The organism is Actinomadura chibensis NBRC 106107 (assembly GCF_001552135.1).
Taxonomy (GTDB): Bacteria; Actinomycetota; Actinomycetes; order Streptosporangiales; family Streptosporangiaceae; genus Spirillospora; species Spirillospora chibensis.
Window position 1 is genome coordinate 71462 of record NZ_BCQP01000042.1, and the last position, 19257, is coordinate 90718.

A 19257-nucleotide genomic window follows, 5' to 3' on the forward strand; every position below is an offset into this window, starting at 1 on the left:
GGCGGCGGCGGCGTCGAACGCCCCGCCGCCACCGGGGTAGGCCGATGGTCAGACGATCTTGGTCAGCACGCCGGACTCGATGACGATGAGGCCGCCGATGGCGATGAAGACGGCGGGGACGAGCCACTGGCCATAGCGTTCGACGATCGCGATGACCTTCCCGTGCGAGCCGAGCCACGACGCGGCCAGGCACCACAGGGCGACTCCGACGGCGAACACGCCGATGGTGACGAGGGTCGAGGCGGTGCCGATGGTGCGGAAGACGGGTGTGTAGACCGAGATGTTGTCCGCGCCGTTGGCGATGGTCACCCCGGCCACCGGCAGCAGGCCGGTCGCGACGGCGGGCGGGGCGCCGTCCTCGCCGTCGTGCGCCCGGACGGCTGCCACCAGCCCTTTGACGCCGAGCGCGAGAGGCACCAGGCCGAGCAGCCCGACCCAGTCGTCGGGGACGACTGTCAGCCCGAGCGCCGCGACCACGGACACCAGCACCAGGACCGCGATCCCCGCGTACTGGCCGCCCCAGATCTGCCACGTCCGGGGACGGCCGGTGGCGCGCGAGGACAGGAACAGCACCGTCAGCACGATGATGTCGTCCACATTCGTCCCGGCGAACATTCCCGCCGCCGTGCCGAGAGTGCCCACGATCCCGTCCACAGCCCAGGAACGTACCGGATCAACCCACCACAACGCGGACGACCTCCCGCCCCGAGCCCGCCCCGCGCGCCGTTTCCCATTGGGAATGGGGACATTGGATCTCGAAGATGGCGCGCTCGTGATTCCCGGCGCTTCCGTCGCTCGTCTCCGCGTCGATGGGATTCTCTTGCCGGAAATATGGCGAAGCATCCGCCTGCCGCTGATCATCTCCAGGACGCCGTAGGCGGAGCGGGGTCGCCTTGGGGGGACGGATCTGGGGGAAAGTTTGAGGTGATCAGCGTGTGGCGTGAATTATGAACCCATGAATGACGCGAAGGCGGCAACGGAGACGCCGGGGGACGCGGGACGTCGTATGTCCAGCTCGGACGTGGTCCTGGATGCCCACGTTCGGGCGCGGGCGCACGAAGCGGCACGGGGTCGCCATGCTCGCCCCGGTCCCGGCCATTTATTGGGGGACCGGTACGAGTTGGTGGAACGGCTCGGCCAGGGCGGAATGGGCACCGTGTGGAAGGGCCGCGACCTGGTGATCGGCCGCGATGTCGCCATCAAGGAACCCCGCCTGCCCAGGCACGTGCCCGATGAGGACAGGCACGCGGCGTTCGCGCGGTTGGAGCGGGAGGCTCGTGCCGCCGCGCAGATCGACCATCCCTCGATCGTCCGCATTCACGACGTGGTGTCGGTGGACGACCAGCCGTGGATCATCATGGAGTTGATCCGCGGCCGGTCCCTCGCCGAGATCCTCGCCGAGGGCACGCTGCCTCCGGCGGAGGCCGCCAGAATCGCGCTGCCCGTCGTCAACGCGCTGTCCGCGACCCATGCCCGAAAGGTCCTGCACCGCGACGTGAAACCGGCGAACATCATGATCGAGGTGTCCGATCGCATCGTGCTGACCGATTTCGGTATCGCCAGCATCGAGGGCGAAAGGCCCCTGACTCGGGAAGGCACTCTGATCGGCTCACCCGAGTACACCGCGCCGGAGCGCATTCTCGGCCACCTGCCGGGGCCCGCGTCGGACTTCTTCTCACTCGGGGTATTGCTCTACACGGCGATCGAGGGTTTCTCGCCTTTCCTCCGCCAGACATGGCAGGCGACGCACCAAGCCGTCCTGCGCGCTGAGCCGCCGCCTCCCTCGCAGGCCGGTGCACTCTCCGAACTCATCATGGCGTTGCTGAACAAGGAGCCGCAAAGGCGGCCGCCGAGCGAGGAAATCGTCTACGTCCTCGAAAAGGCCGCGAGCCCGCAGACCCTGCTGGTGGGAGGCCGAGGGCCGGACCAGGGGCGGACCGAACCCGTGGTCAACCGCCCTGGCTGGGGACGGTCCGCGGTCGCGGCGCTGACCGCGTCGGTCGTGACCGGCGCCGCCGTCGCGGCCGTGATGTGGCCGGGGGAGTCCGGGCAGACGGCCGCAAACATCCCTCAAGGCTGGACGGTGCATCACAAGCTCGGCGCCTCCATCGCCGTCCCGGGCAACTACAAGGCGCGCGACTTGTTCGACCACGGAGGCGGCGTGGTCTTCCAGGCGGAAGAGGGCCAGGTAGACCGCGAGCTCATCCTCCTTCGTTGGGACCTGGTGGACGGCTCCCCAGCGGCCAGGGCCGACTACTGGTACCGGCAATTCGCGAACGATCCCAAATTCACCGACCGGCAGATCACGGTCTCCGACGCGCTGGTGAACGGACGGAAGAGCAAGGCCCTCACCATGACCTACCGCCCCGGCGGCGGAGAACTCTGGCGCAAGAAAGAGGTGTACTACAACGCCGACGGACAGCTCTGGAAACTCATCTACGACTCGGCCATCGTCAACGAGCAGGACACCGGCGGCGACGAACTCATCGAACTCGCCATGCGAACCTTCAAGACCGGCTAGGCGGACGCCACCCGACTAAAGTGACGCCACCAGGTTGACCATCGGCCGATGTGACGCCCGGGGCCCGTGATCCACAGTCTTGGGGGATGACCGATGCAGAGAACGACACCTGGTTTCCCGGCCCCCTCATCCCGCGGGCGGCCAGTTGGCCGCCTATGCCCGCGATCCGACTTTGGTTACGGCCAGCTATGCGGTATTCGTCGCCGGTGCTTTGCTTTTATGGCCCGCGATCTGCACATTGGCGCGGATCACCGCCACTGGATCACCCCGTCTCGCCCGCTGGGGCGGGACGCTCGTCATCATGGGCCTGTTCGCCCGGCTGTACTACGCCGGTGTAGACCACAGCGCCTTCGAACTGTCCACAACTCAGGATTGGGAACACACGACCCGGACCGTCTTGGACCAGTACGTGGGATTGTCCTACGGCCCGTGGCGAATCCCGGTCGCGGCCGCGTTCTGCCATTACGTGGGCGTCCTGCTCATGACCATCGCCGCGTTCCGATCGCGTACGTTCGGCCTCGCCCGCTGCCTGCTGTTCCTGGCATCGGGTGTGGTGTTCATGGGAGTGCTCAAGGAGAGCACCCTCCTCGACGTCGTAGTGACCAGCGGCCTGTGCGTGGTGCTCGTCCCACTGGGCGTGCGGACACTCCGCCGCAACGTCCCGGCCCCGCTCGCCGACGCACGCCGTCATCAGCCCAGAGCGCCGCGACTCTTGAGCTGGTGACGACCCCATCGGGCCACTACCCGGGTGACGCCGACATTCCCGGCGGACGGTGTATCTCGCCGGAATGTTCGCGTATGACCGTGACCGGACAGCGGGGCGCCGTCCCCGAACCACCGCCGTCCGGCGGCCCTCTCACCTGGCGTAACCCACTACACACCGGGGAGTACAGGATGAACCTCAAGCGGATCGCGGTCGCCGGGCTCGCCGCCGGGAGCATGGTGCTGGGGGGCGCGGTGTTCGCCTCGCCCGCCTCGGCCGACCCCGAGCCCACCTACAACGGGCTCACCTGGCCGGTGCTCCGGCAGGGCCAGACGAGCGAGAACGTCCGGGCCCTGCAGTGGCTGCTCAACTGCCACGGCGACAAGGTGGCCGTGCCCTCGCACTTCGGCCCGAAGACCCACGCCGCGGTGCGCAGCTTCCAGTACAAGAACGGCAACAAGGTCGACGGCATCGTCGGCGCCTCCACCTGGCTCAGCCTCACCGGCAAGGGCGGGTTCTCCTACGGCGAGCGCAACGACTGCGTCAAGGGCCTGCAGGTGGCGCTCAACAAGTGGCGTTACAACGACGACCTGCCCATCACCGGCTACTTCGGCCCGCGCACCCGGACCAAGCTGAACAAGTTCCAGAGCGCCCACGGGCTTCCCGTCCACGCCTTCGCCGACCCCAAGGACTGGAACAAGCTCGTCTCCACCCCCGCGGGCAAGTGACCCGCCAGGGCTTTCGGGAATCGCCCCGCGAGCCCTGGCAGGCATGCTCTCAGGGCTGGTCGGCGGATCGCCGTCCGAGCAGGGGAGGGTTGATCCGGCCGACGATCGCGGCGACGTCCTCGGGCGCCGCGGCCGCCCAGAGGATGGCGCGGGCCTGTTCGAACCTGGCGAGCAGCTCGCCCGCCCCGGGGACGACGGCGGTCCGCTCGGGATAGATGCTGTCGGCGTTGTCCGCGATCTTCACCAGGGTCGCCTCCGGGTCGTGCGTGATGAGGCGGATCGAGTCCAGGTAGTCGCCGCCGCGAGCCCGCGTCACGCGCTCGACGATCCGCACCACGTGGCCCGGGACGCCGGCCGCGCGCAGTTCGTCGGCGGTCCATTCCGTCCCCTCCAGAATGTCGTGCAGCCACCCGGCCATCTCGAGCCGGGGGCCGAATGGCGCCAGTGCCTCCGCGACGGTGCGGAGGTGGTCGCGGTACGGCGCGCCGTACATTTCCCGCTGGCCGTCGTGAGCGCGGATCGCCAGGGCCGCCGCTTCGTCGACCGCCATTTCGCGCGGGCCGTCCACCCCGCCCGTGTCCCGGTCGGGGATCGGCGGACGGCCCCGCATGGCCGCGTAAATCCCCGCCTTCACCTGGTCCATGTCCGCGGTGGCGCGGATGTCGTCGGCGAGCCGGTCGAGATCGGCGCTCAGCGCGTCCTCGATGTTCAATGTGGTTCCCCCCAGTGCTGGGCCCACCAGGCGCGAAGCGTCGCCTTGGCGTGGCGGAGGTTGGATCGGACGGTCGCGGGCTCGGCGCATAAGAGGTCGGCGATCTCCCCGCCGGTGAATCCGGCGAGGGCGAGGGCGAACACCCTTCGCTGCCGACTCGGGAGTTGCTCCAGCGCCGTGCGAATGAGGTCGTGCCCGAGGAATTCGTCGATGTCACACCGGTCGGTGACCGTCGTGGCGTCCACATCGGAACGGGGATATTCGCGGACGGGCCGGAGCAGCAACCGTCCGACGGTCACCCGCAGATACGGCTCCGGACGATCGATATGGGCGTGCCGCTCGTGGAAGCGCAGGAACGCCTCCTGGACGATGTCCTCGGCCTCCGCCCGAGACCGGCCGGACGCCAGGCACAGGGCGAGCAGCCGGGGCCATTGCGCGTCGATCAGCTTCCCGTAGCGAGCTTCGAACTCCTCCGGCGGCGGAGGTTCCGCGTGCTCTTCCGGACTCATCGCTCCACCACCCCGGGCCCTGTCCCCATCCGCGAATCCCTTCCCAGGCTCCCGGCCGAACCGGCCGCGCGTCACCTACTAAGAGCGCGGAGGCGGCGCGAGCGTGCAAAGCCCTCCGCGCCGGAGGACGTCCGGTAGGTGGGGCTATGAGGGTGTTCAGGAGGAAGGTACGGAAGAATGGGGCTGATTCTGGGTCGGGGGACTGTGGGGAGGTAGGCCGGTCTTGACGGGTGATGGGCGGTTCACCGTTACGCGGACGCTGACCAGGGATCAGCGGGAGCGGCGCGAGCGGCTGATCGAGTCGGCGCGGGAACTGGCGCTGGCGGGCGGGTATCCGGCGGTCACCATGCACGACGTCGCGGACCGCGCCGGGGTCGCGCGCGCGACGGTCTACCGCTACTTCGCCACCAAGGACCACCTGCTCACCGAGGTGGCCGCCACCTGGGCGCACCGCGTGACGGACGACGTCGACGCGCTCGCGGTCGGGGACACGCCGCTGGAACGGCTCACCGCGCTGCTGGAGCGGATCGTCCACGTCGCGGCGGCGGAGCCGACCCTCACGTCCGCCATCATCCAGGCCGTGACCTCGGACGACTCCAGCGTGGACGAACCGCGCGACGTCCTGTTCCTGTTCCTGCGCGAGCGGCTCTCGACGGCGATCGGGGACCCGGTGCCGGAGCGGGAGGACGTCGAGGTCGTCCTCGGGCACGTGCTGCTCGCCGCGCTGATCAGCCTCGCGTCGCTGCGGCAGCCGGTGGAGGAGGTCGCGGCGATGGTCCGGACGGCCGGGCGGCTGGTGCTCGCCGGGGCCCTCGCGGCGCCCGCCCCGTCCTAGATCCCCAGGGATCCTCAGGCGTTCCTGACCGCGTCGCCCACCTCGGCCGGGGAGGTGCGCCAGGGGGCGCCGTGGCCGGGCAGGACCCAGGACGCCTGGAGTCCGGCGATGCGGTCGAGGGAGTCGAGCGCCTGGGCCGGGTCGTCGGTGAACGGCGCGGGCTGCGGGCCGCCGCGTCCGGTGAGGACGTGCCGCGTGGTCAGGGCGTCCCCGACGAAGAGCGCGTCGGCGATCGGGACGTGCACCGCCACGCTCCCCGGCGAGTGCCCGGGCATGCCCACGATCACCGGGTTCCCGGGCAGGTCGAGGACGTCGCCGTCGCTGATCTCGGTGACCTCGCTGACGTAGCGGGGGCGCAGGCCGTTCTTGCGGATGGAATAGCCGAAGAACCCGAGCGTCGGACCGAGCCGCATGGGGCCGAACGCGACCTTGGGCTTCTCGCCCGTGCGCGTGCGGTCGGCGTCGGCGGCGTGCACGAACACCGGGACCCCGTGCTCGCTGCGGAGGCGCTCCGCGAAGCCGATGTGGTCGGAGTCGCCGTGGGTCAGGACGAGCCCCCGGATGTCATCGACCGACTTGCCCAGGGAGCGGAGTTCGTCCTGCAGGTCCCGCCAGTGGCCGGGCAGTCCGGCGTCGACGAGCGTGATGCCGTCGGGGGTGTCGATGAGGTAGCACGCCACGATGTCGTTGCCGAGGCGGTGCAGATGCGGTGCGAGCTTCATGGGTCTTCCTGCCTGTGACCTGGGCGAGACTGTTGATAGCTACGGTAATTAGCTATGATGGCTACGTCAAATAGCCTTCGTCGCGGGAGGACGGGCGATGCCCACCCCTGAGAAGACCTCGCTCGACCGGATCGTCGCCGCCGGGCGCGAGCTGCTGGAGGCCGGCGGCCAGCGGCGGCTGACGATGCAGAGCGTCGCCGAGAAGGTGGGGGTGCGCGCCCCGTCCCTGTACAAGCACGTCGCGAACCGGTCGGCCCTGCTGACCGCCGTCGCCGGGGCGACCGTCGACGACCTGGCCGCCCGGCTGGCGGAGACCGACGGGTCGCTGGAGGGGCTGGTGCGCGCCTACCGGCGGTTCGCCCGGACCTGGCCGGAGGGGTTCCGGCTGATGCTCTCCCCGGACGCGCCGTCCGATGCCCTGGCCCGCGCCTCCGTCCCGGTGCTGGACGCCTCCAGGGAACTCGTCGGCGAGCGGGAGGCGCTTGAGGCCGCGCGCCTGGTGACGGCGTGGGCCACCGGCTTCATCGAGATGGAGCTCATCGGCGCCTTCCGGCTCGGCGGCGATGTCGAGCGCGCCTTCGAGTACGGCCTGTCCGGCATCCGCCGCGCCCTCACGGAGGGCCGCCCGTCCTAGATTGGTCCACGGTGTAGCGGGCTGATTGGATCTGGTGGGTGGGCCATTGCGGTCCTAGCGTCCGAGCCGTGACGAATCCTCTGCTGTTCCTGCTGGCCGCGCTGACGCTCGTCGCCATCCCCGGGCCGAACCACCTGTACATCACCACCCGCAGTATCGGGGAGGGGCGGCGGGCCGGGGTCGTGTCGGCGCTCGGCGTCGAGACCGGGACGCTGGTGCATATCGCGGCGGCCGCGGCCGGGCTGTCGGCGGTCGTCGCCGCGTCCGCCACCGCGTTCGGCGTGCTGCGCTACGCGGGGGCCGCCTACCTGGTGTTCCTCGCCTACCGGACGCTGCGCGGCCGGGACGAGCCGGACGGGCTCGACCTCAGGCCCCAGCCGCTCCGGCGCGTGTACCTGGACGGCGTGCTGGTGAACGTCCTGAACCCGAAGGTCGTGCTGTTCTTCCTGGCGTTCCTGCCGCAGTTCGTGGACCGGGACGCGGGCGCCGTGCCCGTGCAGATCGCCGTGATGGGCGTCGTCCTCGCGCTGATCGGCCTGGTCAGCGACATCGTGTACGCGGTCGCGGCGGGGTCGATCGGGGCGTGGCTGCGGGCCCGTCCGGTGTTCCGGCGGCGGCAGCGGTACGCGACCGGGCTCGTCTACCTGGGGCTCGGCGCCGCCGCCTTGTTCGCCGGGCCCGCCGCCCGCCGCTCGTAGCCTCCCGCCCCTCTCCATCAAGCGTTTGACCGGGATTTGGTCGAGCGCCTAGCGTGGGGGGATGACCAGCAGCGACACCGGCCGGGAGCGCATCCTGGACGCGGCCACCAGGCTGTTCGCCGCGCTCGGCTACGACGGGACGTCCACCCGCATGATCGCGGAGGCGGCCGGGCTCAACGTCGCCACCGTCGCCTACCACGCGGGCGGCAAGCGCGACCTGTACCTGGCCGTCATGGAACGTGCCCACCAGGCCGAACGGGCGGCGCTCGAAGGCGCGCTCGCGCAGGTGCCCCGCGACGCGGAGGGGATGGTCGCGCTCGCCGACCGCTATGTCGACTTCTGCGTCGAGCACCCGGAGATCCCCGCGCTGTGGATGCACCGCTGGCTGTCGGACGCCTCGGACGTCGCGCACCTCGAAGAGCAGTACGTCCGGCCCCTGATGGACCTGGTCGTGTCCGCCGCCCGCGAGATCGTGCCCGACGGCGTGGACGTCGAGTACGTCGTGTGGACGATCGTCTGGTGCACCCACGGGTTCGGCGCCGGAGGCGTCCTGGACGGCGACGGGCGCCGCCGCGGCATGGACGACCCGCGCGAGCTGGCCAGGTTCCGCGCGCACGTCCGCCGTCTGGTCGCGACCGCGGTCGGGCTGCCCGCCCGGACCGCCGGATGACCCCGGCGGCCGCGCCGCCGCTGCCGCGGCGCCGGCTCCTCGGCTACGGCGTCGGCTCGATCGGGACGGGCGTGTTCTCCGCCGTTCCCGGCCTGCTGCTCCTCTACTACCTGACGGACGTGCTCGGCGTGTCCGCGGCCGTCGCGGGCGCCGCGCTCGTCGTGCCGAAGGCGTGGGACGTCCTGCTCAACCCGGTCGTCGGCGCGGCCAGCGACCGGGAGGCCGTCCGCACCGGACGCCGCACCCGCCTGCTCCTGCTCGGCGCGGTGACCGTGCCGGTGCTGTTCGCCGCGATGTTCGCCGTCCCGGTCGACTCGCCCGGCTTCGCCGCCGCCTGGGCCGGGGTCGCGTTCCTGCTGGCGGCGAGCGCGTTCGCCTGCTTCCAGGTGCCGTACGTGGCGCTGCCCGCCGAGGTGTCGGACGATCCCGCCGAGCGCGGCCGGGCGATGGCCTGGCGCGTGGTGTGCCTGACGGTCGGCATCCTGCTCGCGGGCGGCATCGCCCCCGCCATCGCGGACGCGGGCGGCGGCGGGCGAGCCGGGTACGCGCTGATGGGCGTCGTGATCGGGGTCCTCATGGGCGCGGCGATGGTCGCGAGCGCGCTGGCGACGCGGTGGGTGCCGTCCCGGCCGGGGCCGCGCCCGCTCGGCCTCGGCGCCGCGCTGCGGACCGCGCGCGGCAACCGCCCGTTCTTCCTGCTGCTCGGCGCGAACGTCGGGCACACCCTCGCCGTCGCGGTCATGCTCGCGGGCGCGCCCTACGTGGCGACCTACCGGCTGGACGACTACGGGCTCACGTCCGCGATGTTCGTGTGCATGGTCGGGCCGACCGCGTTCGCCGTCCCGGTGTGGCGGTGGCTGTCGCGCAGGTACGGCTACATCGACTGCTACCTGGCGGCGCTCGTGATCTTCGCGGCGACGGCCGTCGCCGTGTACCCGCTGATCGGGTCGGTGCCCGGGGTGCTGGCGCTCAGCGCGCTGACCGGCTTCTGCTACGCGGCCGTGCAACTGCTGCCGCTGTCGCTGCTGCCGGAGACCGTCCACGCCGACGCCGGACGCACCGGGCACGCCCAGTCCGGCGCGTTCACCGGGTTGTGGACGGCCGCCGAGACCGGCGCGTTCGCCGTCGGGCCCGGCATCTACGCGCTGATCCTGACGGTGTCGTCGTTCCGGTCGTCCGACCTCGACGAGCCCGTCGTGCAGGCGGGGTCGGCGCTGACCGGGCTCAGCGTCGGGTTCTCGGTCGTGCCCGCGGTGCTGCTGTCGCTCAGCGTGCCGCTGGCGCTGGCCTACCGGCGGGCCGCCGCCGTCCACCGCCGTCCGGGCGGGGTTGGAAAACTGGAGGAAGAGCAGGGACATGCCGTCTGACCGTCTCCCCGAACTCGGCCGTCCCGCCGGAGAGCTGCTCGCCGAGCTGGCGCGGCTGCGGGACGCCGACCTCCCCGTGCGCGGTGGCCAGGTCACCGCCTACGTCTACGACACCGGACGCGAGGCTGTGCACGCCCTCGCCGCGTCCGCCTTCCAGGAAATGCTGGAGGTCAACTGCCTGGACCCGACCGCCTTCCCCAGCATCGTCGCCCTGGAGCGCCAGGTCGTCGGCGCGGTCGCGGACCGGCTCGGCGGCGGGTCCGGCGTGTTCACCAGCGGCGGCACCGAGTCGATCATGCTGGCGGTGAAGGCGGCGCGGGACGCCCGTCCGGTGGACGGCGGACGGCCCGAGATCGTGGTGCCGACGACCGCGCATCCGGCCTTTCACAAAGCGGCGCATTATCTGGGCGCGAAGGTCGTGCAGGTTCCCGTGGATTCTTCGTTCCGCGCGGATCCCGCCGCTGTCGCTGCCGCGATTACGGCGCGGACGGTATTGGTCGTCGCGTCCGCGCCGTCCTATCCGCAGGGGGTCATGGACCCGGTTCCCGAGATCGCGGCGGTCGCCGCGTCCGCCGGGGTGCCGTGCCACGTGGACGCGTGCGTGGGCGGCTGGGTCCTGCCCTGGCTGCGGGAGGCGGGACGCGACGTGCCGCCGTTCGACCTGTCCGTGCCCGGCGTGACGTCCCTTTCCTGCGACCTGCACAAGTACGGGTATGCGCCGAAGGGCGCGTCGGTCGTCCTCTTCGCGGACGAGTCGCTCCGCCGGTGCGCCTATTTCGCGTCCGCGGAATGGCCCGGATACACCGTCATCAACGCGGGTGTGCAGAGCAGCAAGAGCGCCGGGCCGCTGGGCGCGGCCTGGGCCACGCTGAACGCGGTCGGCGCACGCGGATATCGCGAACTCGCCGAGACTTCGATGAAAGCGGCGGAACGGCTCATCGCGGGCGTCGCCGAGATTCCCGGGTTGCGGGTGCTCGGGACGCCCGCCGTTCCGCTCGTCGCCGTCGCGTCGGACGACCCGGAGCTCGACGTGTTCGTCATCGCCGACGAGGCGCGGGCGCGCGGCTGGTTCTTCCAGCCGCAGCTCTCGTATCAGGGAATTCCGCCGAACCTGCATTTCACGCTGACCGGCGTCAGCGACGCCGAGGCCCTTCTCGGGGCGCTCTCCGACGCCGTCAAGGCGGCGCGGGCGGCGGGGCCGCCGGACGTCCCGGCCGGCCTCGCGGACGCGCTTGCCGGGCTTGACCTGGACGGTCTCGACGACGCCGGGTTCGGGGAACTGCTCGCGTCGGTCGGCGTCGATCCTTCTTCGAATGGCGGCGCGGCGCCGTCCATGGCGACGGTCAACGCCATTCTGGACGTCCTGCCGCCCGCGACGCGCGAGGCGCTTCTGATCCGCTTCCTGTCCGTGCTTTACGCGCGGTAGTCCGGGGCGCCGCCGTCAGTTGACGCGGATGAGGCGTTTCACGATGGACGGCTTTTCCAGCGTCTGCCCGAGTTGCAGGGGGACGACCGCCGCTCCGGCCTTGACGGCGCCGACCTTCCTGCCGGTGGGCGCCTCGTGCGGCGGATTGCCCTTGACGGCGATCCGCACGGTCAGGCCGGGCCAGCCGACGACCGTCACCGGGGCCGCGGCGCGCAGCGGCGTCGTCCCGCCGAGCCCGTCGTCGACCCGCGCGACCCGCGCGCCCTTCGGCGCGAGCGTCGCCGGGACCAGCGCCGCCTCCGCCGCGAAGACGAGCCGCTCCGCCGCGCTGACCGCGCCCGCCGCCGTCGGGGAGTGCTGGCCCATCACCGCGCCCACGATCAGGACGTTCACGCCCCCGACGGCCTTGCGCGCCGCGAACACGAAGTTGCCTCCGGCCGCGTCGGTGTACCCGGTCTTGCCGCCGACGACGCCGTACTGGCCGAGCAGGAAGTTGCCGCCCTCGCGGGGCGGGGTGCCGTCGTCCGGGACGTAGGCGCGGTTGTTCACGACCTCGGTGAAGGCGGGGATGGACATCGCTGCGCGCAGCAGTTTCACCTGGTCGGCGGCGGTGCTCACCGTCCCGGAGTCGTAGCCGCTCGGGTCGGTGTAGCGGGTGCCGGTCATCCCGAGCGATTTCGCGGTCTCGTTCATCTTCGCCACGAACGCCTGCTCGTTCCCGGAATCCCAGCGCGCCAGCTCATGCGCGATGTCGTTCGCGGAGATGACGAGCAGGGCCTCCAGGGCCTTCCGCTGGGTGAGCTTCTGGTTGGCGGTCACGCCGAGCAGCGACTCCCCGCGCTTCTTGCGCGCCGGGATCTGCGCGGCCGCCTGCGGCGAGACCGTGAGCACCGGGCCCGGCTGGCCCTGCTTCAACGGATGCTCGCGGAGGTAGACGTAGGCGGTCATGACCTTGGCGACGCTCGCCGTTGGGATCGATGTCGCCCCACCGGACATGCCCATCGTCCCGAGCCCCTCGACGTGGACCACCGCCTGCCCCACCGTCGGCCACGGCAACGCCGGGGCCTGACCGGGGAAGGCGTGGCTGGACGCGATGAGCTGCTTGACCGTCGGGTCGGGGACGGGACGGACGAGCTGCCCCGCGACGACCCCGACGACCAGCACCAGCGCGGCGACGAGCACGACGAGGCCGCGCCGTCCGCGCTTGGGCGCGCGTTCGGGCGGGGGCTGCGGGAGCGGCGGTGTGGGTGGCGCGGGCGGTGCGGGGACGGGTGGCGTGGGAGGGGCCGGAACGGAGGCCGCGGGGGAGGGGGCAGCGGCGGGCGCCCCGTCCCAGGGGACGACCCACTGGCCGGACGATCGGACGGCCGGGGAGTCCTGCGGCGGCTGGCCGGACGCGGGCAGGACGGGCAGGCGTTCGACCCGCGTCGGCCCTGCCCCGGTGGGCGGGGGAGCGTCCTGCGCGGTCTCGGGCTCGTCCCGCGCGGGCTCGGGAAGCTGGACGAACCAGGGGCCCCGCGGCGGAGCGGGCGCGGCGGGCTCCTCTTCGCGCTCGTCCTCGGGCTCGTCCGGCTCCGGCTCCGGCTCCGGCTCGGGTTCCGGTTCGGGTTTCGGCGTTGGTTCGGGCTTCGGCGCGGTGGGCCGCTGGATGGAGATGTCCGGCCTGGTCAGCGACACGTTCTTCGGGACGGCGAACTCGGCGGTCGCCGTCCGCGCGGACTCGCGCTCGTCGTCCTGCGCGTCGTTCTCCTCGGAGCCGGACGTCACCGGTTCCTGGTTGGCGTCGTCCACGGCCCCGACCTCCTCGACTGGCGCATCCCAGGCAGACGGAGCCGTCTTTCCCCCGACAACCCCCGTGCATATGTGAGGATGCGAAGTTTATCGAGAAGGTTCGGCAGACTTCGCACAGGCCGCGCCGATGTCGCACCGCGCACACGGCCCTCCGCCCCCGCCCGATGGGTACGGGCCAAGGAATGAGCCGGTTTCTGCCGGGTAGGGCCCGCCTCGTTCCCGGGCCGCGGAGGCGGACCCCACGAGGCTCTAGGAGGAGTGTGCGATGGCAGCGAAGGTCCGCGACATCATGACCGGTTCCCCTACCTCGGTGTCTCCGGAGCTCGACCTCGTGACGGTGGCGCGGGCCATGCGCGACGAGGAGATCGGCGCCGTGCTGGTGGCCGACGGCGACGAGCTGATGGGGCTCGTCACCGACCGCGACCTGGTGATACGCGGGCTCGCCGCCGGAGGGGACCCGAAGGAGGCGCCGGTCGGCCGCATCGCGAGCAGCGCGACGGTGACCGTCGGCCCGGACGACTCCCTCGACCGGGCCGCGCAGATCATGCGGGAGCGGTCGGTGCGCCGCCTGCCCGTCATCGAGGACGGGCGCCCCGTGGGCATCGTCACGCTGGGCGACCTCGCGCGTCAGGGCAGGACGGAAAGCAGCCGGTCCAACTCGTCCTCGGTGTTGTAGTAGTGCACCGAGGCCCGTACCGCGTGGGGGACGGCGCCCGCGTCGTATCCGTGGTCGAGCGGATCGGTGACCTTGACGTTGACCCCGATTTCCTTGGCGGCCTTCTTGATGGCACCGGGCTCCGTCCCGTCCACGGTGAACGTGACGATGCCGCACTGCAACGCGCCCTTGTCCTGGACGGTGATCCCAGGCCGGGCGGACAGTTCTTCCCGCAACCGGGACCCGAGCCAGATCACCCGGTCCTCGATGGCGCGCATGCCTAGGGCGGCCGCGTAGTCGGCGGCGACGCCCAGTCCGATCTGCCCGGCGACATACCGTTCCCACGTCTCGAAGCGCTGCGCGGTCTCGCGGATCTCGTAGCCGCTGGACGCCGACCAGGTGGCGGCCTGCAGGTCGAGGAAGGGCGGCTCCAGCGTCTGGACGATCTCGCGCCGCACGTAGAGGAAGCCCGTCCCGCGCGGGCCGCGCAGGAACTTCCGCCCGGTCGCGGACAGCATGTCGCATCCGATCTCGGCGACGTCCACGGTGAGCTGGCCCACGGACTGGCAGGCGTCCAGCAGGAACAGGACACCGTGCTCGCGGCACAGCCGTCCGACCTCGGCGGCCGGGTTGACGAGGCCGTTGTGGGTCGGGATGTGGTTCAGCGACACCAGACGGACATCGCCCTTGGCCAGCTCTGCTTGGAGGGCGTCCAGCGAGATCGTGCCGTCCGAGTCGTCTGGGACGACCTCCACGCTGGCGCCCTTGGCAGAGGCGACCTGGTGGTAGGCGATGGCGTTGCTGGAGTATTCGCTAGTGGTGGTGAGGATGCGGTCGCCTTCGGTGAAGGGAATGGCGTAGAAGGCCAGGTCCCAGGCGCGGGTCGCGTTCTCCACATAGGCGATCTCGTCCGCGCGCGCGCCGATCAGCTCTGCGATCGCGCCGTAGAAGCGGGCGATGGCCGTCTCGTTCTGCTCGGCGGCCTCGTAGCCGCCGATCGTCGACTCCAGCGCGAAATGGTCCGCGACCGCGTCGATCACGGGACGCGGCGGCAGCGCCGCGCCGGCGTTGTTGAGGTGGGCGACCTTCGCGCAGCCGGGGGTGTCGGCTCGGAGACCGTCGATGTCCACATGCGCCCTTTCGTCGGAGCTGAGGGTCCCGGAGCCTCGCGGGCGGGAGCGTCCCGGCGGCCCCGGCGAAAATGTCGTACCCCCGCGCGACCCTGAGTCGACGGGCGGCGACTTGACCTCAACCATCGTTGAGGTCGCAGGCTGGCTCCCACCAGACTAACGATCAACGGGGTTCCTCATGGACATGGAAGTCACCGCGTGGATGTCGCTGCACCACGCGATGCACGCGCGCGACAGCAGGCCGTTCTCCAAGGCGACGCTGCGCCGGATCGCCGGTTTCGCCCGCCCGCATCGGCGCGCGCTGGCCGCGTTCCTCACGCTCAGCGTGCTGATGGCGGTGCTCGCGGTCGCGACGCCCGTGCTGGCCGGGCAGGTCGTCGACGCCATCGTCGACAAGTCCGACTCGGCCACGGTCGTCTGGCTCGCCGTCCTGATCGCGTTCCTGGCGCTCGCGGAGGGCGGCCTCGGGCTCGCGAACCGGTGGCTGTCCGCGCGCATCGGCGAGGGGCTGATCCTCGACCTGCGGACCTCGGTGTTCGACCACGTCCAGCGCATGCCGGTCGCGTTCTTCACCCGCACCCGGACGGGCGCGCTCGTCAGCCGCCTCAACAACGACGTCATCGGGGCGCAGCGCGCGTTCAGCGACACCCTCTCCGGTGTGGTCAGCAACCTTGTGACGGTGTTGCTCACGTTCGCGGTGATGGTCCGCATCTCGTGGCAGATCACCCTGCTCGCGCTGGTCCTGCTGCCCGTGTTCGTCCTTCCGGCCAGGCGGATGGGGAGCCGCCTGGCCCGGCTCGAACGCGAGGCCGCAAGGCACGACGCCGCGATGAGCACGCAGATGACCGAGCGCTTCTCCGCGCCCGGCGCGACGCTGGTGAAGCTGTTCGGCCGTCCGGCCCGGGAGTCCGCCGAGTTCGCGGCGCGGGCCCGGCGCGTCCGCGACATCGGCGTCCGCACCGCGATGGTGCAGCACGTCTTCATCACCGCGCTGACCATGGTGTCCGCGCTGGCGCTCGCGCTCGTCTACGGGCTCGGCGGCGTGCTGTCGCTGCGCGGCCACCTCGACGCGGGCGCCGTCGTCGCCCTCGCCCTGCTGCTCACCCGCCTCTACGCGCCGCTGACCGCGCTCGCCAGCGCCCGCGTCGAGGTGATGAGCGCGCTCGTCAGCTTCGAGCGGGTCTTCGAGGTGCTCGACATGAAGCCGCTCGTCGCGGAGAAGGCCGAGACGCGGCCCGTCCCGGACGGGCCGGTCTCCGTCGAGTTCGACGGGGTGACGTTCGCCTACCCGTCCGCCGACAAGGTCTCGCTGGCCTCGCTCGAAGAGGTCGCCACGCTCGACACGCGCGGCGGCGTCGACGTCCTGCACGACGTGTCATTCCGCGCCGAGCCCGGGCAGATGATCGCGCTCGTCGGGTCGTCCGGCGCGGGCAAGTCGACGATCGCGCAGCTCCTGCCGCGCCTCTACGACGTCGACTCGGGCGCCGTCCGGCTCGGCGGCGTCGACGTCCGCGACCTGTCCTTCCAGGAGATCCGCGACACGCTCGGCATGGTCACGCAGGACGGCCACCTCTTCCACGAGACGATCCGCGAGAACCTGCTGCTGGCCTGTCCCGAGGCCGGGGAGGACGAGCTGTGGGACGTCCTGCGCCGCTCCCGCCTCGACGCGCTCATCGAGGGACTGCCCGACGGGCTCGACACCGTCGTCGGCGAGCGCGGCTACCGGCTGTCCGGCGGCGAGCGGCAGCGGCTCACGATCGCCCGGCTGCTGCTCGCCCGCCCGCGCGTCGTCATCCTGGACGAGGCCACCGCCCACCTCGACTCGACGTCCGAGGCCGCCGTCCAGGAGGCGCTGACCGAGGCCCTCGACGGGCGCACCGCCGTGGTCATCGCGCACCGGCTCAGCACCGTCCGCGCCGCCGACCAGATCCTCGTCGTCGAGGACGGCCGCATCGTCGAACGCGGCACGCACGAGGCGCTCCTCGCCGCCGAGGGCCGCTACTCGGAGCTCTACCGCACCCAGTTCAGCGAGCGCCCGCCCCTCGAACCCGCCGTCTGACGTGCGGTTGGAGAAGGGACCTAGGGGGAGGAGTACGCCGTGACGTGATACGGAGCCGACGCGCGGAAGGACGCGGAAAGGACGCGGAAATGGTCGACCGGAGCCAACTGCCCGCACCCGAGCAAGGGCTGGTGCTGACGCACTTCCTCACCGTGCGGGACGTGGCCCGCTCCCGCGCGTTCTACGCCGACGTCCTCGGCGGCGAGGTCGTGCTGGACGAGAACCCCGCCATCGTCAAGGTCGCCAACACCTGGATCATCATGAACCCGGGCGGCGGGCCCACCCCCGACAAGCCCGGCGTCGTCCTCACGGCCCCCGAGCCGGGCGACCCGGTCTCGGCGTTCATGAACGTCCGCGTGGCCGACATCGCCGCGTTCTACGAACGGGCCCGCGCGCTGGGCGCCGAGTTCCTGACCGAGCCGATCGACCGCAAGGCCGAGATCCGCTGCTACATGCGCGACCCGGACGGCCACCTCATCGAGGTGGGCGAAGCCACGGGCATGCTCAAGGGCATCTACGCCGACCCCACCCCCACCTGACCCACCCCGCCACACCCCGGCCGACCCCACCCCCACCTGACCAGGCCCGCCCCACCCCACCCCGCCACACCCCGGCCGACCCCACCTCCACATGAACCGGCCCGCCATACCCCGGGCGTCAGGGGAGGTTGGTGAGGGTTTGGTGGAGGGCGCGGAGGATGTGGGAGCGCCAGCCGCTGCCCATGCCGCGGAAGGCGAAGGCGTGGACGGGGTCGTCCAGGTCGAAGCCCGCGTGCCGGATCAGCATGCGGGTGCCGCGCCCCTCGGGGACGAGCCGCCACGTCACCGTCGTGTCGAGGCCCCCGCCGCCCCAGGCGATCCGCAGCAGCCGCGGCTCGTCCAGCTCCAGGACGCGGCAGGCGATGATCCCGTCGAAACCGATGTTCGGGATCGGCCGGGTGGTGAACGCGAAGCGGTGCCCGACCACGGGCTTGAAGTCGTTCGGCATCAGCCAGCGGGCCAGCAGATCGGGGTCGGTGAGCGCCCGCCACACCTTGGCGGGCGGATGCGGGAGGAACTCGTCCACCTCGATGGACGCGGGTTCACCACTCATACCGTCGTCCTCCTCCTTCGCGTTCAAGGCCCCTCCTCAGAACGGGCGTCGGGTCGGGCGTCAGGCCGGGCGTCGGGTCGGGCTTCAGGCCGGGCGTCGGGTCGGGCTTCAGGCCGGGCGTCGGGTTGGGCGTCAGGCCGGGCGTCGGGTCGGGCTTCAGGCCGGGCGTCGGGTTGGGCGTCAGGCCGGGCGTCGGGTCGGGCTTCAGGTTGGCGTTGGGTTGGGGGTGGGTCAGGTTTGGCGGAAGCGGGTTACCGCTGCGGCGGCGGAGACGGTGATGATTCCGGCCGTCCAGGCGAGCGCCACGGCGACGTCGTGGCTGCCGCCGTCCAGGACGTCGCCCTGCGTCAGGGTCCTGACGGCGTCCATCATGGCGGTGACCGGCTGGTGCTCGGCGAAACCGCGCAGCCAGCCGGGCATCGTGTCCACCGGCACGTAGGCGCCGGACACGAAGCTCAGCGGCAGCGCCAGGAACCCGACGCCCTGCGCGGCCTGCGGGTTCGCGGTGAGCAGCCCGAGCGCGACGAACACCCACACGAACGCGAAGCCGAACAGCAGGCACAGCCCGAACCCGAGGAGCGCGGAACCCCAGCTCGCGTGGACGCGGAACCCCACCGCGAACGACAGCCCGGCCGACACGGCGAGGATCAGCGCGACGCGGGCGGTGTCCGCCGCGACCTGCCCGGCGATGACGGCGAGCCGCGGCATCGGCAGCGACCTCAGCCGGTCGAGGTAGCCGGAGCCGAGGTCGTCGGCGACGGCGACGGCCGCGCTCATCCCGGCGAAGAGCCCGCTCACCGTCAGCAGCCCGGGGATCATGTAGTCGACGTAGCTCAGCCCGTGCCCGCGCGTCGCGCCGCCGATCGCCCCGCCGAACACGTACCGGAAGATCAGCAGGAAGGCGACGCTCTGGACGAGCCCCATCACGATGATCTGCGGCGTCCGCACCGTCCGCAGGACGCCGCGCCGGGCGACCGCCCAGCTCGCGGCCACCAGCCCGGCCCC

At 71.7% G+C, this 19257-nt stretch carries 20 protein-coding genes; 12 read left to right on the forward strand and 8 right to left on the reverse strand.

What is annotated here, in order from left to right; genetic code table 11:
* Nucleotides 1–48 precede the first annotated feature (48 nt).
* The gene (locus ACH01S_RS24500; RefSeq protein WP_218010377.1) at nt 49–654 is read right to left on the reverse strand and encodes a cadmium resistance transporter; all 606 of its coding nucleotides are present in this window, start codon (nt 652–654) and stop codon (nt 49–51) included.
* A gap of 301 nt (nt 655–955) precedes the next feature.
* Between ACH01S_RS24500 and ACH01S_RS24505 the strand changes: the two genes are divergently transcribed.
* The 3 genes from ACH01S_RS24505 (at nt 956) to ACH01S_RS44570 (ending at nt 3952) form a co-directional block, all read left to right on the forward strand.
* Nucleotides 956–2521 (forward strand): serine/threonine-protein kinase, encoded by a 1566-nt coding sequence (locus ACH01S_RS24505; protein ID WP_083981080.1) that lies wholly within the window; start codon nt 956–958, stop codon nt 2519–2521.
* A 145-nt stretch (nt 2522–2666) separates the two neighbouring features.
* Complete coding sequence (locus tag ACH01S_RS44565) at nt 2667–3245, forward strand: hypothetical protein (protein ID WP_169809342.1); 579 nt, start codon at nt 2667–2669, stop codon at nt 3243–3245.
* A gap of 170 nt (nt 3246–3415) precedes the next feature.
* Nucleotides 3416–3952 carry a peptidoglycan-binding domain-containing protein gene (locus ACH01S_RS44570; protein ID WP_067895886.1) on the forward strand — a complete coding sequence of 179 codons (537 nt, stop codon included), beginning with the start codon at nt 3416–3418 and terminating at the stop codon, nt 3950–3952.
* 49 nt (nt 3953–4001) lie between these two features.
* Here ACH01S_RS44570 and ACH01S_RS24520 read toward each other — a convergent pair whose 3' ends face one another.
* Both ACH01S_RS24520 and ACH01S_RS24525 read right to left on the reverse strand, forming a co-directional pair.
* Nucleotides 4002–4664, reverse strand: coding sequence for a hypothetical protein (locus ACH01S_RS24520; protein ID WP_218010378.1), 663 nt, complete (start codon nt 4662–4664; stop codon nt 4002–4004).
* Nucleotides 4661–5173 carry an RNA polymerase sigma factor gene (locus ACH01S_RS24525; protein ID WP_067895889.1) on the reverse strand — a complete coding sequence of 171 codons (513 nt, stop codon included), beginning with the start codon at nt 5171–5173 and terminating at the stop codon, nt 4661–4663. The genes ACH01S_RS24520 and ACH01S_RS24525 overlap by 4 nt, the downstream gene beginning before the upstream one ends.
* Nucleotides 5174–5396: 223 nt before the next feature.
* On the opposite strand from ACH01S_RS24525, the gene ACH01S_RS24530 reads away from it, so the two are divergent.
* Nucleotides 5397–6008: a TetR/AcrR family transcriptional regulator gene (locus tag ACH01S_RS24530; protein WP_067895893.1), complete on the forward strand. Its 612-nt coding sequence runs from the start codon at nt 5397–5399 to the stop codon at nt 6006–6008.
* 14 nt (nt 6009–6022) lie between these two features.
* On the opposite strand, the gene ACH01S_RS24535 is transcribed toward ACH01S_RS24530, so the two are convergent.
* Nucleotides 6023–6730 (reverse strand): MBL fold metallo-hydrolase, encoded by a 708-nt coding sequence (locus tag ACH01S_RS24535; protein WP_067895896.1) that lies wholly within the window; start codon nt 6728–6730, stop codon nt 6023–6025.
* A 97-nt stretch (nt 6731–6827) separates the two neighbouring features.
* Here ACH01S_RS24535 and ACH01S_RS24540 point away from each other — a divergent pair, with 97 nt between their 5' ends.
* From ACH01S_RS24540 to ACH01S_RS24560, 5 genes are all read left to right on the forward strand, one after another.
* A complete protein-coding gene (locus tag ACH01S_RS24540) occupies nt 6828–7364 on the forward strand; it encodes a TetR/AcrR family transcriptional regulator (protein ID WP_067895899.1) in 537 nt (178 codons plus the stop codon).
* A gap of 68 nt (nt 7365–7432) precedes the next feature.
* Nucleotides 7433–8062, forward strand: a complete 630-nt coding sequence (locus ACH01S_RS24545) for a LysE family translocator (RefSeq protein ID WP_067895902.1) — start codon at nt 7433–7435, stop codon at nt 8060–8062.
* 61 nt (nt 8063–8123) lie between these two features.
* Nucleotides 8124–8732: a TetR/AcrR family transcriptional regulator gene (locus ACH01S_RS24550; protein WP_067895903.1), complete on the forward strand. Its 609-nt coding sequence runs from the start codon at nt 8124–8126 to the stop codon at nt 8730–8732.
* Nucleotides 8729–10099, forward strand: a complete 1371-nt coding sequence (locus tag ACH01S_RS24555; RefSeq protein ID WP_067895906.1) for an MFS transporter — start codon at nt 8729–8731, stop codon at nt 10097–10099. The genes ACH01S_RS24550 and ACH01S_RS24555 overlap by 4 nt, the downstream gene beginning before the upstream one ends.
* Nucleotides 10089–11525 (forward strand): pyridoxal phosphate-dependent decarboxylase family protein, encoded by a 1437-nt coding sequence (locus ACH01S_RS24560; RefSeq protein ID WP_067895910.1) that lies wholly within the window; start codon nt 10089–10091, stop codon nt 11523–11525. Before ACH01S_RS24555 ends, ACH01S_RS24560 begins: the two co-directional genes overlap by 11 nt.
* Nucleotides 11526–11540: 15 nt before the next feature.
* Here the strand turns inward: ACH01S_RS24560 and ACH01S_RS24565 are convergent, their stop codons facing one another.
* Nucleotides 11541–13316 carry a D-alanyl-D-alanine carboxypeptidase family protein gene (locus ACH01S_RS24565; RefSeq protein WP_067895913.1) on the reverse strand — a complete coding sequence of 592 codons (1776 nt, stop codon included), beginning with the start codon at nt 13314–13316 and terminating at the stop codon, nt 11541–11543.
* Nucleotides 13317–13581: 265 nt separating this feature from the next.
* Here ACH01S_RS24565 and ACH01S_RS24570 point away from each other — a divergent pair, with 265 nt between their 5' ends.
* Nucleotides 13582–13992, forward strand: coding sequence for a CBS domain-containing protein (locus tag ACH01S_RS24570; RefSeq protein ID WP_067895916.1), 411 nt, complete (start codon nt 13582–13584; stop codon nt 13990–13992).
* On the opposite strand, the gene ACH01S_RS24575 is transcribed toward ACH01S_RS24570, so the two are convergent.
* Nucleotides 13944–15101, reverse strand: a complete 1158-nt coding sequence (locus ACH01S_RS24575) for an aminotransferase class V-fold PLP-dependent enzyme (protein ID WP_067895919.1) — start codon at nt 15099–15101, stop codon at nt 13944–13946. The two genes, ACH01S_RS24570 and ACH01S_RS24575, sit on opposite strands and share 49 nt — an antisense overlap.
* Before the next feature lie 178 nt (nt 15102–15279).
* On the opposite strand from ACH01S_RS24575, the gene ACH01S_RS24580 reads away from it, so the two are divergent.
* A complete protein-coding gene (locus ACH01S_RS24580) occupies nt 15280–17160 on the forward strand; it encodes an ABC transporter ATP-binding protein (RefSeq protein WP_067895923.1) in 1881 nt (626 codons plus the stop codon).
* Nucleotides 17161–17249: 89 nt separating this feature from the next.
* Nucleotides 17250–17699, forward strand: a complete 450-nt coding sequence (locus tag ACH01S_RS24585; protein ID WP_067895926.1) for a VOC family protein — start codon at nt 17250–17252, stop codon at nt 17697–17699.
* A gap of 118 nt (nt 17700–17817) precedes the next feature.
* Here ACH01S_RS24585 and ACH01S_RS24590 read toward each other — a convergent pair whose 3' ends face one another.
* Together ACH01S_RS24590 and ACH01S_RS24595 are read right to left on the reverse strand one after the other, a co-directional pair.
* Nucleotides 17818–18252 (reverse strand): SRPBCC family protein, encoded by a 435-nt coding sequence (locus ACH01S_RS24590; RefSeq protein ID WP_067895929.1) that lies wholly within the window; start codon nt 18250–18252, stop codon nt 17818–17820.
* A gap of 231 nt (nt 18253–18483) precedes the next feature.
* The gene (locus ACH01S_RS24595) at nt 18484–19245 is read right to left on the reverse strand and encodes an ABC transporter permease (protein ID WP_246236406.1); all 762 of its coding nucleotides are present in this window, start codon (nt 19243–19245) and stop codon (nt 18484–18486) included.
* Between the last annotated feature and the right edge of the window lie 12 nt (nt 19246–19257).